Source organism: Corynebacterium sp. Z-1 (assembly GCF_031844665.1).
Lineage (GTDB): Bacteria > Actinomycetota > Actinomycetes > Mycobacteriales > Mycobacteriaceae > Corynebacterium > Corynebacterium sanguinis.
In genome coordinates, this window is the sequence record NZ_CP134621.1 from 1,736,665 (window position 1) to 1,751,124 (window position 14,460).

15 protein-coding genes are annotated in these 14,460 nt (G+C 63.0%); 8 read left to right on the forward strand and 7 right to left on the reverse strand.

Annotated elements, in window-relative coordinates; all coding sequences use genetic code 11:
- Positions 1-503: 503 nt before the first annotated feature.
- Entirely contained in the window at positions 504-983 is a 480-nt protein-coding gene (locus RIU96_RS08475; RefSeq protein WP_006840297.1) for an Rv1476 family membrane protein, read from the reverse strand.
- A 298-nt stretch (positions 984-1,281) separates the two neighbouring features.
- On the opposite strand from RIU96_RS08475, the gene acnA reads away from it, so the two are divergent.
- From acnA to RIU96_RS08515, 8 genes are all read left to right on the forward strand, one after another.
- Positions 1,282-4,062 (forward strand): aconitate hydratase AcnA, encoded by a 2,781-nt coding sequence (acnA, locus tag RIU96_RS08480; RefSeq protein ID WP_222119742.1) that lies wholly within the window; start codon positions 1,282-1,284, stop codon positions 4,060-4,062.
- Between the two features lie 100 nt (positions 4,063-4,162).
- Complete coding sequence (locus RIU96_RS08485) at positions 4,163-4,729, forward strand: TetR/AcrR family transcriptional regulator (protein ID WP_311204879.1); 567 nt, start codon at positions 4,163-4,165, stop codon at positions 4,727-4,729.
- Between the two features lie 24 nt (positions 4,730-4,753).
- Complete coding sequence (locus RIU96_RS08490; RefSeq protein ID WP_136652549.1) at positions 4,754-5,482, forward strand: glutamine amidotransferase-related protein; 729 nt, start codon at positions 4,754-4,756, stop codon at positions 5,480-5,482.
- A 39-nt stretch (positions 5,483-5,521) separates the two neighbouring features.
- Positions 5,522-5,791, forward strand: coding sequence for an ACT domain-containing protein (locus RIU96_RS08495; protein WP_136652548.1), 270 nt, complete (start codon positions 5,522-5,524; stop codon positions 5,789-5,791).
- Between the two features lie 4 nt (positions 5,792-5,795).
- Entirely contained in the window at positions 5,796-7,166 is a 1,371-nt protein-coding gene (locus tag RIU96_RS08500) for a PFL family protein (protein ID WP_136652547.1), read from the forward strand.
- Positions 7,167-7,206: 40 nt separating this feature from the next.
- Positions 7,207-7,893 (forward strand): MerR family transcriptional regulator, encoded by a 687-nt coding sequence (locus RIU96_RS08505; RefSeq protein ID WP_136652546.1) that lies wholly within the window; start codon positions 7,207-7,209, stop codon positions 7,891-7,893.
- Positions 7,890-8,378, forward strand: a complete 489-nt coding sequence (locus RIU96_RS08510; RefSeq protein ID WP_136652545.1) for a hypothetical protein — start codon at positions 7,890-7,892, stop codon at positions 8,376-8,378. The genes RIU96_RS08505 and RIU96_RS08510 overlap by 4 nt, the downstream gene beginning before the upstream one ends.
- 10 nt (positions 8,379-8,388) lie before the next feature.
- The gene (locus RIU96_RS08515; RefSeq protein ID WP_144318246.1) at positions 8,389-9,123 is read left to right on the forward strand and encodes a glutamine amidotransferase; all 735 of its coding nucleotides are present in this window, start codon (positions 8,389-8,391) and stop codon (positions 9,121-9,123) included.
- A 6-nt stretch (positions 9,124-9,129) separates the two neighbouring features.
- On the opposite strand, the gene RIU96_RS08520 is transcribed toward RIU96_RS08515, so the two are convergent.
- From RIU96_RS08520 to sufC, 6 genes are all read right to left on the reverse strand, one after another.
- A complete protein-coding gene (locus RIU96_RS08520; protein ID WP_136651253.1) occupies positions 9,130-9,393 on the reverse strand; it encodes a hypothetical protein in 264 nt (87 codons plus the stop codon).
- A 12-nt stretch (positions 9,394-9,405) separates the two neighbouring features.
- Positions 9,406-11,034 carry an ABC-F family ATP-binding cassette domain-containing protein gene (locus RIU96_RS08525; RefSeq protein ID WP_259809910.1) on the reverse strand — a complete coding sequence of 543 codons (1,629 nt, stop codon included), beginning with the start codon at positions 11,032-11,034 and terminating at the stop codon, positions 9,406-9,408.
- Between the two features lie 565 nt (positions 11,035-11,599).
- The gene (locus RIU96_RS08530; RefSeq protein WP_136651251.1) at positions 11,600-11,980 is read right to left on the reverse strand and encodes a metal-sulfur cluster assembly factor; all 381 of its coding nucleotides are present in this window, start codon (positions 11,978-11,980) and stop codon (positions 11,600-11,602) included.
- Positions 11,973-12,434, reverse strand: a complete 462-nt coding sequence (sufU, locus tag RIU96_RS08535) for a Fe-S cluster assembly sulfur transfer protein SufU (RefSeq protein WP_136651250.1) — start codon at positions 12,432-12,434, stop codon at positions 11,973-11,975. The genes RIU96_RS08530 and sufU overlap by 8 nt, the downstream gene beginning before the upstream one ends.
- Complete coding sequence (locus tag RIU96_RS08540; protein ID WP_144741291.1) at positions 12,431-13,690, reverse strand: cysteine desulfurase; 1,260 nt, start codon at positions 13,688-13,690, stop codon at positions 12,431-12,433. The genes sufU and RIU96_RS08540 overlap by 4 nt, the downstream gene beginning before the upstream one ends.
- Entirely contained in the window at positions 13,690-14,445 is a 756-nt protein-coding gene (gene sufC / locus RIU96_RS08545) for a Fe-S cluster assembly ATPase SufC (protein WP_144318244.1), read from the reverse strand. The genes RIU96_RS08540 and sufC overlap by 1 nt, the downstream gene beginning before the upstream one ends.
- Between the last annotated feature and the right edge of the window lie 15 nt (positions 14,446-14,460).

The following is a 14,460-nucleotide window of genomic DNA, read 5'->3' on the forward strand; positions in this document are numbered from 1 at the left end:
GATGCGACCAGCGTCGTCGGATGCCAGTGGCATGGGTATCCACAAGGGCTCCTCACGGCGCGCGTCGCGACGAGGCACGGTTGCGAGGCGCTGAGAAACCGAACAGGGCCCACACCGGCCTCACCCCATCGGCCTTGTTGACTAGACAAGGCTAGGGGCTGGACACGCGTTGACTATTGACTGACTACTTAAGCCGATCCGCAAGACTGATCGCCCTTCTACTCCCGGCCATCGCTAGTGCTTGGCGTGCTTCCCCACATGCCCGTACTAAAAACACCGCGTGTAGCTGATGTAATTGATGGTGAGATTGAAGTTAAATCCGACTCGCGAGCCGACAATGAAACCATACGCCACTTAATCAATCTGTTGCACAACCTTTACCAACTTTCACAGGCGTCAAGGTTTATAACGTGACCCAAGGGCGCACTACCCAGCGTGAACGCGACACGCCTAAGGGCGGGGTGACATTAGTCACACCCGCCCTGTAATAGTTTGGTGAAGTCTTAAGCCTTGACCCGCGCCTGAAGGGCGGAAATGCCGGCCACAACAGCGAGGCCGATGATCACCGCGAGCGCGATGAGGGCCCAGTTCCAGGAGGTCGACTGCGCGGTGTCGATGAAGAGGCGCAGGCCCGCCGGGTAGTCCGGCTCCGCGACCATGGCGCGCTGCGCCGTCTCAATCTGGTGGCGCGTGAGGTGCTCACTGACCGCGGACGCAGCATGCGGGGTGCGGATGATCACCGTCTCGAAAGGGGTGTTCAGCACGAGGTCCTGGGCGACGTCGCGCAGGTCCGCCGGCTGCAGCGGAGTCGTTTCCAGCACGACTACCCCGACGGGGTCGATGGCTGTGGTGTCGGCGTTGCTGAGGGCGTCGTGAAGCGCTGCCTCGAGCCCGGGGTTGACGGGATTGTCGGTGCCGAAGGCGATGCCGTCGTCGAGGAGCTGCGAGCGCAACGACTCCATATCCGTGTCCGCGGGAATCATTCGGCGGCCTCCTAACGGCAGTAACGACGCGCCGCCACGGGCGCAGGTGCGCTCGCCATTATCCCAGCGCTGTGTCCTGCGCCGAGGATAAGGGCGCCCCGGCGTGTCGACGCCTACTCCCCTACCCCCGGTTGTGTGTCGCTGCCAGTGCCGAAGCACGCGCTCAGTGCGTAAACCTTGCAGCCGCTGGGTTAATATAAGCGCCGAGAGGTGGACTGTGCCCCTAAGATAGGCATTGACCACCCCAATGGGTCGTATTTGACTCACATTGGTTTAACGACGAGAAATGGAGCTCACTGTGGCTGAAAGCAAGAACTCCTTCAACGCCAAGCGCACGCTCGAGGTAGGCGGGAAGTCTTACGACTACTACGCACTCGACGCCGTCGACGGCATGGAGAAGCTTCCCTACTCCCTGAAGGTTCTCGGCGAGAACCTCCTGCGCACCGAGGATGGCAAGAACGTCACCGCGGACCACATCAACGCGATCGCGAACTGGGAGCCGGCCGCAGAGCCCTCCATCGAAATCCAGTTCACCCCGGCCCGCGTCCTTATGCAGGACTTCACCGGTGTGCCCTGTGTTGTCGACCTCGCCACCATGCGCGAGGCCGTTTCCACCCTCGGTGGCAACCCGGACCAGGTCAACCCGCTCAACCCGGCTGAGATGGTTATTGACCACTCCGTGATCATCGAGGCCTTCGGTACCTCCGACGCTCTGGATAAGAACGTCGAGATCGAGTACCAGCGCAACGAGGAGCGCTACCAGTTCCTCCGCTGGGGTGCGGAGAACTTCTCCAACTTCCGCGTCGTCCCGCCGGGAACCGGTATTGTCCACCAGGTCAACATCGAGTACCTCTCCCGCGTCGTCTTCGACAACGACGGCGTTGCGTACCCGGACACCTGCATCGGCACCGACTCCCACACCACCATGGAAAACGGCCTCGGCATCCTCGGCTGGGGCGTCGGCGGCATCGAGGCAGAGGCGGCCATGCTCGGCCAGCCCGTCTCCATGCTCATCCCGCGCGTCGTCGGCTTCAAGCTCACCGGTGAGATCCCGGTCGGCGTGACCGCAACCGACGTGGTGCTCACCATCACCGAGATGCTGCGCGAGCACGGTGTGGTTCAGAAGTTCGTCGAGTTCTACGGCAACGGCGTTCGCCAGATCCCGCTAGCCAACCGCGCCACCATCGGCAACATGTCGCCCGAGTTCGGTTCGACCTGTGCGATCTTCCCGATCGACGAGGAGACCATCAGCTACCTCGAGCTGACCGGCCGCGACAAGGAGACCATCGAGCGCGTCGAGGCGTACGCCAAGGCGCAGGGCATGTGGCTCGAGCAGGACGCTCCGGAGGCTGAGTACTCCGAGTACCTCGAGCTCGACCTCTCCACCGTCGTGCCGTCCATCGCCGGCCCGAAGCGCCCCCAGGACCGCATCCTGCTGTCCGAGTCGAAGCAGACCTTCCGCAACCAGCTTCCGGACTACAACGACGCCGGCAACGAGACGTTCGAGCCGGTCCGCGCCGAGAAGGTCGAGACCGTCTCCTACAACGAGTCTTGGCCGGGCAACGGCGAGTCCGCTGCCGAGGGTGCTGAGGGCCGCGCTTCCAAGCCGGTCATCGTCGAGTCCCCGCAGGGCGGCGAGTACACCGTCGACCACGGCATGGTCGCCATCGCGGCAATTACCTCCTGCACCAACACCTCCAACCCGTCCGTCATGGTCGGCGCGGCGCTGCTGGCCCGCAAGGCTGCTGAGAAGGGCCTGAAGGCTAAGCCGTGGGTCAAGACCATCATGGCTCCGGGCTCCCAGGTCGTCGACGGTTACTACAACCGCGCGGACCTGTGGAAGGACCTCGAGGCCGTTGGCTTCTACCTCACCGGCTTCGGCTGCGCATCCTGCATCGGTAACTCCGGCCCGCTGCCGAACGAGGTCTCTGACGCCATCAACGAGTACGACCTCACCGCGACGGCTGTTCTCTCCGGCAACCGTAACTTCGAGGGCCGCATCTCCCCGGACGTGAAGATGAACTACCTCGCGTCCCCGCTGCTTGTTATCGCCTACTCGATTGCCGGCACCATGGACTTCGACTTCGAATCCCAGCCGCTCGGCCAGGACTCCGAGGGCAACGACGTGTTCCTCAAGGACGTGTGGCCGTCGCCGGAGGAGATCGAGAAGACCATCTCCGACACCATCTCCCGCGAAATGTACGAGGCTGACTACGCCGACGTGTTTAAGGGTGACGCTCAGTGGCAGGGCCTGGACATCCCCCAGGGCAAGACCTTCGCGTGGAACGAGGACTCCACCTACATCCGCAAGGCACCGTACTTCGACGGCATGCCGACGGAGCCGGAGTCCGTGACCGACATCTCCGGTGCACGCGTTCTAGCGAAGCTGGGCGATTCGGTCACCACCGACCACATCTCCCCCGCTTCGTCGATCAAGCCGGGCACCCCGGCCGCGAACTACCTCGACTCCCACGGTGTCGAGCGCCAGGACTACAACTCCTTCGGTTCCCGCCGTGGCAACCACGAGGTCATGGTTCGCGGTACCTTCGCCAACATCCGCCTGCGCAACCAGCTGGTGGAAGAGGCCGGTGGATACACCCGTGACTTCACCCAGGAGGGTGCACCGCAGGCGTTCATCTACGACGCCGCCCAGAACTATGCTGAGGCTGGCATCCCGCTCGTCGTCCTGGCGGGCAAGGAGTACGGCACCGGCTCCTCGCGCGACTGGGCTGCAAAGGGCACCAACCTGCTCGGCGTCAAGGCCGTCATCACCGAGTCGTTTGAGCGTATTCACCGCTCGAACCTCATCGGCATGGGCGTTCTGCCGCTGCAGTTCCCGGAGGGCGAGTCCCACGAGACCCTGGGTCTCGACGGCACCGAGACCTTCGACATCTCCGGCGTGACCGCATTCAACGAGGGCGACACCATCCCGGAGACCGTCCACGTCACCGCCACCAAGGAAGGCGGTGAGACGGTCGAGTTCGACGCCAAGGTTCGCGTTGACACGCCAGGTGAGGCTGAGTACTACCGCCACGGCGGTATCCTGCAGTACGTGCTGCGCCAGATGGTGAAGAACTAACACCATCATTTGACCATTAGGTCACACAGGGGGTCTCCTGCCGGATGGGCGGGTGGCCTCCTTTCTTCTCCCCTCATGCCGATATGTGAACGGGGCACGCATGCCGATTATCAGCGACAACGAATTGTCGCGTCGTCGCCAGGAAATCATTGAGTCCGCTCGGTTGTGTTTCGCACGCTACGGCTACGAGGGGGCCACGGTGTCACGGCTCGAGAAAGCGACCGGCAAGACCCGGGGTGCGATCTTCCACCACTTCAGGGACAAGGAGGAGCTGTTCCTCGCCATCGCCGCCGAGGATGCAGCCCGCCAAGCGGAGGTTGTCGCACAGCACGGCTTGATTGAGGTGATGCGCAGAATCGTGCGCAACCCGGACTCCAACGACTGGTTCATCACACGTTCCGAAATCGTGCGCAGGTTGCGTACTGACCCTGATTTCGAGATACGGTGGCGAACCCATCAGGTCGTGCTCGACGATGCTCTGCGTCAACGCCTGGAGGACAACGCGTTCAAGCGTGACGACGTCTCTCCCGACGTGATTCAGGAATACCTCACCACCGTTTTCGAGGGGCTGATCATCAAGTTGGCCGCAGGCGTTCCCGCCGACCGGCTGGAAGCAATTCTCGATCTGGTGGAACAGTCGGTACGGACCCCGGCGCACAGGGAGTAGACAGAGCGGTATAGGATGTCGCCCATGGCACGCATTCTCCTTGTTTCCTTGCGCACCGGTGAGCTCGGCCCCCAGGTCGCGCGCGCCGAATTTAACGACGTCCTCAAGGCAACCGGACTTCGCGAACGGGACCTGGAGATGCGGGTGATCAGTGATGCCAACACCCCGATCGGTTCTCTCGACGCTGTTGACGGAGTGGTTGTGGGTGGCAGCTCACTCAATGTCACCGCGCCTGAATACGACGTGTGGCAAGAACACGTCCACCGTGAGCTGTCGGGGATCCTCCACTGCGGCCTTCCCGTTTTCTTTGTCTGCTTCGGCATTAGCTGGCTCGTCGCCGAACTCGGCGGTACGGTCGGTCATTCCGCACCGGAAGTCTCGGGGCCGAGCGTCGTCACGCTTGCCGCTCCAGCCAGCACGGACCCGCTCCTTGAAGACTTCCCCGATACTTTCACGGTGTTGACCGGGCACACGGAGAACCCGGAGATCCTGCCGGACTCACTCGAGGTACTCGCTGGCGGCCCGACCTGCCCGGTGCAGATGGTTCGCTACGGCGATCGCGTCTGGGCCACGCAATTCCACGCGGAGATGGACGCTGCAGCGATGCGCACGCGGATGGACTTCTTCTACGACTACGGCTACTTCCCGCTAACGGAGTACGACACCATTGTCGCCGCATTGCCCAGCGTGGATGTTACGTGGTCAAACGAGATACTCCGGCGATTCGTTGAATTCTGCTCTCATACCGGGTAGCTCGGTGGCGTGTCGGGGTGGGGTTCTACACTCACATACATGCACGCAATCATCACCACGACCGGACAGGACCGGGTCGGAATCATCGCCGGTGTCGCCAACGCCGCCGCGGAACGGGGCCTGAACATCGTCGACGTCTCCCAGACCCTGATGGATGACTTCTTCACCATGATCATGCGGGTTGCACTGCCCGAGGGCGAGATTGACATGGGGGATCTCCAGGCGCACCTTTCCGCCAACGGCGAGCGACTCGGTGTCGTGGTGCGCATTCAGTCAGAGGAACTATTCACCGCAATGAACGAGGTGTAGCGCCGTGGCATCAGACATTGACTTCAGGGCCCGCCGCATCCTCGACGTGATTGCGATGATCGAGGATTACCGACTCGACATCCGCACCGTGACCATGGGGATCTCCCTGATCGGGTGTGCACGCGCGACGATGTCCGCTACCGCCGAGGCAGTCTACGACCGTGTCACCGAGCGCGCGGCACGCCTGGTTGAGGTGTGCGAGGGCATCGAGCGTGAACTGGGTATACCGATCGTAAACAAGCGCATCTCGGTCTCCCCCATCTCGCTCGTGGCAGCGGAGCTCGATGGCAATCCCGCCGACATCGCCGCCTCACTTGACCGCGCCGCCGCCGCACTGGGCGTGAACTTCGTCGGAGGCTACTCCTCCCTCGTGGAGAAAGGCATGACGGAATCCGATCGCCGCCTTATCGCCTCGATACCGGAGGCCTTAGCTACGACGAGCAATGTGTGTGGATCGGTCAACGTGGCCACCTCGCGCGCGGGCATCAACATGGACGCTGTGGCCCAGATGGGTCAGGTGGTCAAACAGGCTGCGGAACTAACGGCCGAGGAATCCTCCATTGCCTGTGCCAAGCTCGTCGTCTTCGCCAACGCGGTGGGAGACAACCCCTTCATGGCGGGGGCCTTCCACGGTATCGAGGAGCCGGACACGGTGGTATCGGTGGGTGTTTCCGGGCCCGGTGTCGTCGACCATGCGATCGGCTCACTTGAGGGTGCCAGTCTCAACGAGGTGGCCGAGGAAATCAAGAAGGCGGCGTTCAAGATCACGCGCGCCGGACAGCTGGTGGGAACATTGGCCTCGAAACGTCTGGGTGTGCCCTTCGGCATCGTGGACCTCTCCCTCGCCCCCACCGCAGAGATTGGCGATTCCGTCGCCCACATCCTCGAGCGGATGGGTTTGGACCAGGTTGGAACCCACGGAACGACCGCTGCGCTCGCGCTGCTGAACGACGCCGTGAAGAAAGGTGGAATGATGGCCTGCTCGCGCGTCGGCGGTCTCTCCGGATCTTTCATCCCTGTCTCGGAGGATCAGGGCATGATCGACGCGGTGCGGGCGGGCTCCATCTCGATGGACAAGCTCGAGGCGATGACGTCGATCTGCTCGGTCGGTTTCGACATGGTTGCCATCCCCGGTGACACATCCGCCGAACTTATTGCGGGAATGATCGCAGATGAGGCCGCAATCGGTGTGATGAACCATAAGACGACCGCTGCACGTCTTATCCCCGTCCCGGGAACGGTTCCCGGCGATGAAGTGAACTTCGGTGGTCTGCTGGGCTACGCCCCGGTGATTCCAGTGAGCAGCGTCGGCAACGAGGCATTTATCCGACGCGGCGGCTTCATTCCAGCGCCCGTGCACGGTTTCCGAAACTAGGAGTTGACCCTGACACGGTGTCATAGTGGACACTAGGGGCATGAGGATATCGGATGTCGCCCACGCAGCCGGGTGCTCGGTGCGGGCGATTCGCTACCTGCACACAACGGGTGCTGTGGATGAGCCGAAGCGTACGGGTGCGAACTACAGGGACTACTCCCTCTCGGATGTGGCAGCCATTCTGCGTGCTCGCGCTTTGGTGGATGCCGGGGTTCCGGTAAACCAGATAAAGCAACCGGGTGCCGTCGGGCGGGCGCTGAATTTGATCGAGGAACGCATCGCGACACTCTTATCGCAGCGGGATCGGTTGATTGCTTTGTCCCAGACAGATGTCGGAGTGCCTGCTGATATCCGTCGAGACCTCCGCAACATTATTGAGGATGGGGCTTTGCTTGGACAGGAGCTCGATTCGCTGGATCTCATGGCACTCGCTGGCGTTGCTACAGAGGCAACGTGGGAACAATTGCGACGCAACATCCGCGACGCGACGTGTGTCACGGCCACTCACCGCTGCGTCGAACTCTGGCGGAAGCTGGGAGAAACTAATCCCACCCATGAGGAAATGGAGACTCTGATCGCTGAGCTCAGGCGACAATTACCCTCATCACTCCTCAACGGCATCGTGGACACTCTGAATTCAGGCAATATGGCGCTCGCCCCCGACGACGTTGACCTGACGGGAGCGCAATCCCTCGCACTGGCAGCTCTGATTGGGGAAGTGAGGTGAGCTCGGTCGTCGCATACCTATCGAAGCATCCGGGTTATCGGCTCTTCCGTCACGAACTAGAGCTTTACCGGGATACCTGGAAATGGTTTCGTGGACGTGTTGATGTTCCTACCGGGGCAAGGCTTCTGCCCTATCCCGCAGGAAGAGTACAGATGGTTGGCATGCTGAGCGCTGTCATGTCTGTAGAGATGGTCTGCGTACACCTGTTACTGCCCGTAGGAACGATTCGCCTACTCGCGCTCGTTATCTCACTATGGGGACTTGCTTTTATGTGGGCTGCGCTGGCCTCCGAGCGGGTCTATCCGAGTTACGTAACGGACGATGAACTCGTCGTCGGCGGACCATCTGGCACAGACACGGAACTTTCGCTGACCGTTCCAATCCAGGCGTCAAAGGACACTTTCTTCTGGCAACGCAGTGTTCCTGTCGCAGTGACTCGAGTACGTTTCTACAGCGGTTCCGCCAAAGGTCAGCGCCTGCTGTAAATTCTTCAGCATGACCCAGCGACCATTTCTGCTCCTGAGCACCCGGCCGGAGGATGAAACGGCTGCCGAGGAGCTGAACAGCTTTGCCACTGCAATGGGCCTTCCCGCAGCGGCCATCGAGCAACGCCGTGTTGAGGCTGCGCCGCTGGGTGAGGTTCGCTTCGAGGACTACTCGGGCATCATCCTCGGCGGAAGCCCATTCAACAACACCGACTTGAGCAAGTCCCAACTGCAGCTACGGGTCGAGCGTGAAATCGGCACACTTGTCGCAGCGGCTGTTGCCCGTGACTTTCCACTCATGGGTGCCTGCTACGGCATCGGAGCGATCGGCACAGCCATCGGAGCCCGACTCGGTAACAGGTTTGCCGAGGATGCGGGTACAGTCGAGCTCTTATTGAACGAGGCGGGGGCAATTGACCCGATTCTCGATGGTGTGCCGGGCACATTCACCAGCATCGTCGGCCATAAGGAGGCGGTTGAAACACTGCCGGAGGGAGCGACTGTGCTGGTGACGGGGCAACACTGCCCAATCCAGATGTTCCGGGTGAAAAGCAACATCTACGCCACACAGTTTCATCCGGAGCTTACGGCTGAGGCACTCGAACTCAGGCTGAGGGTGTATGCGGACCGCGCCTACTTCGATCCCACCGAGTTAGATTCGATCCTGACTACTGCCTACGCCGCGGATTTCAGCTCGAATAACCGCGTGATGGAAAATTTCGCGCGCCGCTATCGCCGGAACTAGACGCTGCTAGAGGTCCTCGCCGGCCTGGATGCGGTCGATAACCCGCTTCGCCTCAGCCAGTCCGAGACCTGTCTCAATGCGCAGCTGTTTGATGGCGGCGATTGTTTTGCCCTCCGCCAGCAGCCGGCGAACCTCACCGGATGCGAGGGGTTTGCGCTCGGGTGTCGCGATCCCCGCCTGCTTGGATAGGGCGGCGACGCTGCGTTCGAGCTCGGCTACGCGCACGGTGAGGCGGTCGATGGCCTGTCGGGAATCATTTCCGAAGAACATGGCGCAACGGTATCAGGCCAGTTCAACAATCTCCATGTATTCGTCATTCCATAAATCCTCGTCACCTTCGGGCATGATGATCACACGCTCGGGCTCCAGCGCCCGCACCGCGCCCGGGTCGTGGGTGACCAGCACTACCGCGCCAGTGTAGGTTTTCAGCGCGTCCAGCACCTGCTCGCGCGACTGGGGGTCGAGGTTGTTGGTGGGCTCGTCGAGAAGCAGCACGTTCGCGCGCGAGGAGACGAGCGTGGCCAGCGCGAGGCGGGTCTTCTCGCCGCCCGAGAGCGTCCCGGCCGGCTGGTCGAGCTTGTCGCCGGAGAACATGAACGCACCGAGCAGGCCGCGAAGGTCCTGCTGGCCCGCGTCAGGGCAGGCCGCGATCGTGTTCTCCCACACCGAGCGCTCGCCGTCGATCGTGTCGTGCTCCTGCGCGAAGTAGCCGATCTTCAGCCCGTGGCCCGACACCAGACCGCCCTCACCGTCCGTGCGCTCCACCCCAGCGAGCAACTTGAGCAGAGTGGTCTTACCCGCGCCGTTGGTGCCCAGCACCACCACGCGCGAGCCCTTATCGATCGCCAGGTCCACCCCGGCGAACACCTCGAGCGAGCCGTACATCTTGGTTAGGCCCTTGCCGTACAGCGGAGTCTTGCCGCACGGCGCGGGCTCCGGAAAGCTGATGGCGGCGACCTTGTCGGCGACGCGGACGTCGTCAAGCGAGCCCATCATCCGCTCCGCGCGCGCCAGCATCTGCTTCGCGGCCGACGCCTTCGTGGCCTTCGCCCCCAGCTTCGCGGCCTGCTTCTGCAGCGCCGAGGCTTTCTTTTCGGCGTTCGCGCGCTCGCGGCGCCGCCGCGCCTCGTCAAGGGCCCGCGCGTCCTTGTACTTGGAAAAGCTCATGTTGTAGACGTCGGCCTCGGCGCGCACCGCGTCGAGGAACCACACCTTGTTGCAGACGTCGTCAAGCAGGTCGACGTCGTGCGAGATCATGATCAGCCCGCCCTCGTGCTTGGACAAAAAGCCGCGCAGCCAGCTAATGGAGTCGGCGTCGAGGTGGTTGGTGGGCTCGTCGAGAAGCAGCGTCGTGGTCGACTTACCCGAGCCATTGTTGGCGGCGAACAGGATTTGGGCGAGCTCGACGCGGCGGCGCTGCCCGCCCGACAGGGTTTTTAACGGTTGGTCGAGGATGCGCGCCGGCAGGCCCAGGTTGTCGCAGATCTGCGCCGCCTCCGCGTCGGCCTCGTAGCCGCCGAGCGCCTGGAATCGCTCCTCCAGGCGCGAGTATTTGGCGATGGCCTTGTCGCGCTGCGTCCCCTCGAGGCGTTCCATCAGCTCCTGCTGCTTGTCCATCCCGCGGCGGATCTCGTCGAGCCCGCGCGCCGAGAGCACCCTGTCGCGCGCCGTCTGGTCGATATCACCCTCCTTGGAGTCCTGCGGGAGGTAACCGATGTCGCCGGAGCGGATCAGCGAACCGCCGTACGGCTCGGTCTCCCCCGACAGAATGCGCATCGTCGTGGTCTTGCCGGCGCCGTTGCGCCCGACCAGGCCGATGCGGTCACCCGGCTGGACCCGCAGATGCTGGCCGGGGGCACTGAGCAGGGTGCGCGCGCCGACGCGAACTTCGAGGTCTTGGGTAACAATCACGGGGAACTACTGTACCAACCAGGTGCCCGAACACAGTGACCGTGCTGGCTGCGATGCAAAAACGATTGGTGGCTGTAACCGATTGGTTTAAAAACCGCGGACAAAGAGTAGGCGAAAGTGCATAGACAGTTATGTCGGTAGAAGGATAGTTTTTAAGTTGCGCTGCAACCACTTGGTTTTTGCCTCACTCGGTCACTAGGAGCGGAGGGGTCGAACACACAGTGCACGTTCGAGCCACCTACCATGGCTTCTCTACGTACGGCACAGTGGGATGAGTTGCCAAGATCGCGATCGAGGGTGGCGCAACGGGACTAGCGTCCAGTTTGGTCAATTGTTAGGAGCGGGACGATGCAACTATTCAAGGTTTAGGAATCTCGCTGGTCTTTCTGTTCCTAGTTGCGATCCTGTGGGCAGCGGCTTTCTATGTATTCGATGTCCACGAAGCGCCTTTATGGGCAAAGACCGCGTCCATCACCTTCGTGGGCGCTCCGTGGTTCATCTACCTCGTTAGCTGGATGAAAGAGCGGTAGCGGCGGGGAGATACCCCGCGGCCCGGATGCGAGGCCTAGACCGCGAACCCGAGCGCGCGCAGCTGCTCGCGGCCCTCCTCGGTGATCATCTGCGGGCCCCACGGCGGCATCCACACCCAGTTGATCACGACCTCGTCGACGTCGGTGTTCGCCGTGATCGCGGTGGTGGTCTGGTCCTCGATGACGTCGGTCAGCGGGCAGGCGGGCGAGGTGAGCGTCATGTTGATGATCGCCTTGGTGGCGTCATCCTCCTCCTCGATCCACAGGTCGTAGACCAGACCGAGGTCGACGACGTTGATGCCCAGCTCCGGGTCGATCACGTCGTGCATGTACTCGGCCGCCTCGCCGGCGAGCTTGATCTGCTCCTCGGTCTGCGGCGGGCGCTGCCCCGCGCCCTCAAAGTTGGATTCAGCCATTGTTGTCTCCTTCATTTTCGAGCGCGTCCGCGGTGGCGGCCTGGAAGGCCTTCCACCCCAGCAGCGCGCACTTGACTCGGGCGGGGAACTTTGCGACGCCGCCGAACGCGACGCCGTCGCCGATCACCTCGGGGTCGCCCTCGACTGTCCCGCGCGAGGTAACCATCTCCTCGAAGGCCGCCAGCTTCGCCAGCGCCTCGCCGAGGCTCAAGCCGATGATCTCTTCCGCCATCACGCTTGTCGACGCCTGCGAGATCGAACACCCCGTCGCGTCGTACGAGACATCGGCCACGGTGGCGTTGTCGTCGGAAAGCGAAACGCGCAGGGTGATCTCGTCGCCGCACGATGGGTTGACGTGGTGCACCTCGGCGTCGAACGGGTCGCGCAACCCGGCGTGCTGCGGGTTCTTGTAGTGGTCGAGGATGACCTCTTGGTACATCGCTTCTAGGTTCATGCGCCGAAGAACTCCTTCGCCTTGCCGATGGCCGCGACGAGCGCGTCGACCTCGTCCAGAGTGTTGTACAGGTAGAAGCTCGCCCGCGAGGTCGCCTGCACCTCAAGGCCGCGGTGCGCCGGCCACGCGCAGTGGTGCCCGGTGCGAATCGCCACGCCCTCGGAGTCGAGCACCTGGCCGAGGTCGTGCGGGTGAACGCCGTCGACCGTAAAAGCGATGGCGCCGCCGCGCTTCTCGGCGGTAAGCGGGCCGGCGATGGCCAGGCCCTCGATGGCCTGCATCTTCTTAAGCGCGTAGGCGGTCAGCTCGTGCTCGTGGCGCGCCACGGCCTCCATGCCCACCTCGGTGAGGAAGTCGACGGCCGCGCCGAGACCCACGACCTGGCTGGTCATCTGGGTGCCCGCCTCGAAGCGCTGCGGCGCCGGCGCGTAGGTGGAGCCCTCCATCTTAACCACCTCGATCATCGAGCCACCGGTGAGAAACGGCGGGAGCTTGTCCAGCAGGTCGCCCCTGCCGTACAGCACGCCGACGCCCGAGGGGCCGCACATCTTGTGGCCGGAGAACCCGGCGAAATCCACGCCCAGCTCGTGGAAGTCCACCGGCATGTGCGGAACCGACTGGCACGCGTCCAGCACGGTCAGCGCGCCGACCGCCTTGGCGCGGCGCACCATCTCCGGCACATCGGCGTGCGCACCGGTCACGTTCGACTGGTGCGTAAACGCCACCACCTTCACGCTCTCATCGAGCTCGAGCGAGTCGAGGTCGATGCGGCCGTCCGGGGTCATCGCGTACCACTTCAGGGTTGCGCCCGTGCGCCGCGCCAGCTCCTGCCAGGGCACGAGGTTGGCGTGGTGCTCGAGCTCGGTGACCACGATGGTGTCGCCCTCGCCGACGCGGAGGCTGCCGGCGCGGTCGTCGCCAAGCACGAAGGCGACGGCGTTGAGCGCCTCGGTCGCGTTCTTGGTAAACGCGATCTCGTGGCCCTGCGCGCCCACGAACGCGGCGATCTTCTCGCGCGCGGACTCATAGGCGTCGGTCGCCTCCTCCGCGAGCTGGTAAGAGCCGCGGTGGACCGGCGCGAAGGTGTTTAGAACGAAGTCCCGCTCAGCGTTCCACACGCGCTCCGGGCGCTGCGAAGTCGCGCCGGAGTCGAGGTAGACCAGCGGCTTGCCACCGCGAACCGTTCGGGACAGGATCGGAAACTCGGCGCGGATGGCGTCCACGTCGAGCGTTCCGTCTGGGTGTGTATAGACCATTAGATAAACTTCTCGTAGCCCTCAGACTCGAGGACGTCGGCCAGCTCAGCGCCGCCGGTGGTGACGATCTTGCCGTCGGCGAAGATGTGGACGAAGTCCGGGGTGACATAGTTCAGGATGCGCTTGTAGTGGGTGATCATGAGCACGCCACCGTTGGTTTCCTCCTGGTAGCGGTTGATGCCATCGGAGACGATGCGCAGCGCGTCGACGTCGAGGCCGGAGTCGGTCTCGTCCATCACGGCAAACTTCGGCTTCATCAGCGCGAGCTGCATGACCTCGTGGCGCTTCTTCTCGCCGCCCGAGAAGCCCTCATTGACCGAGCGCTCGGAAAAGGATGCGTCCATCTGCAGGGAGTCGCGCGCTGCGTTGAGCTCGCTGACCCACTCCCGCAGCTTGGGTGCCTCGCCGCGCACGGCGGTCACGGCGGAGCGCATGAAGTTCGACGAGGAGACGCCGGGGACCTCAACCGGGTACTGCATGGCCAGGAACAGGCCCGCGCGGGCACGCTCGTCGACCTCCATCTCCAGCAGGTTCTCGCCGTCGAGGAGCACCTCGCCGTCGGTCACCTCGTACTTCGGGTGGCCGGCGATGGTGTAGGCCAGGGTGGACTTGCCGGAGCCGTTCGGGCCCATGATGGCGTGGGTCTCACCGGACTTGATGGTCAGGTTGACGCCCTTGAGAATCGGGGTCGGCTCCTGGCCCTCTTCGTTCGGCAGGACGTTAGCGTGCAGGTTCTTGATTTCGAGAGTAGACATACGTGTTCTTTCCGT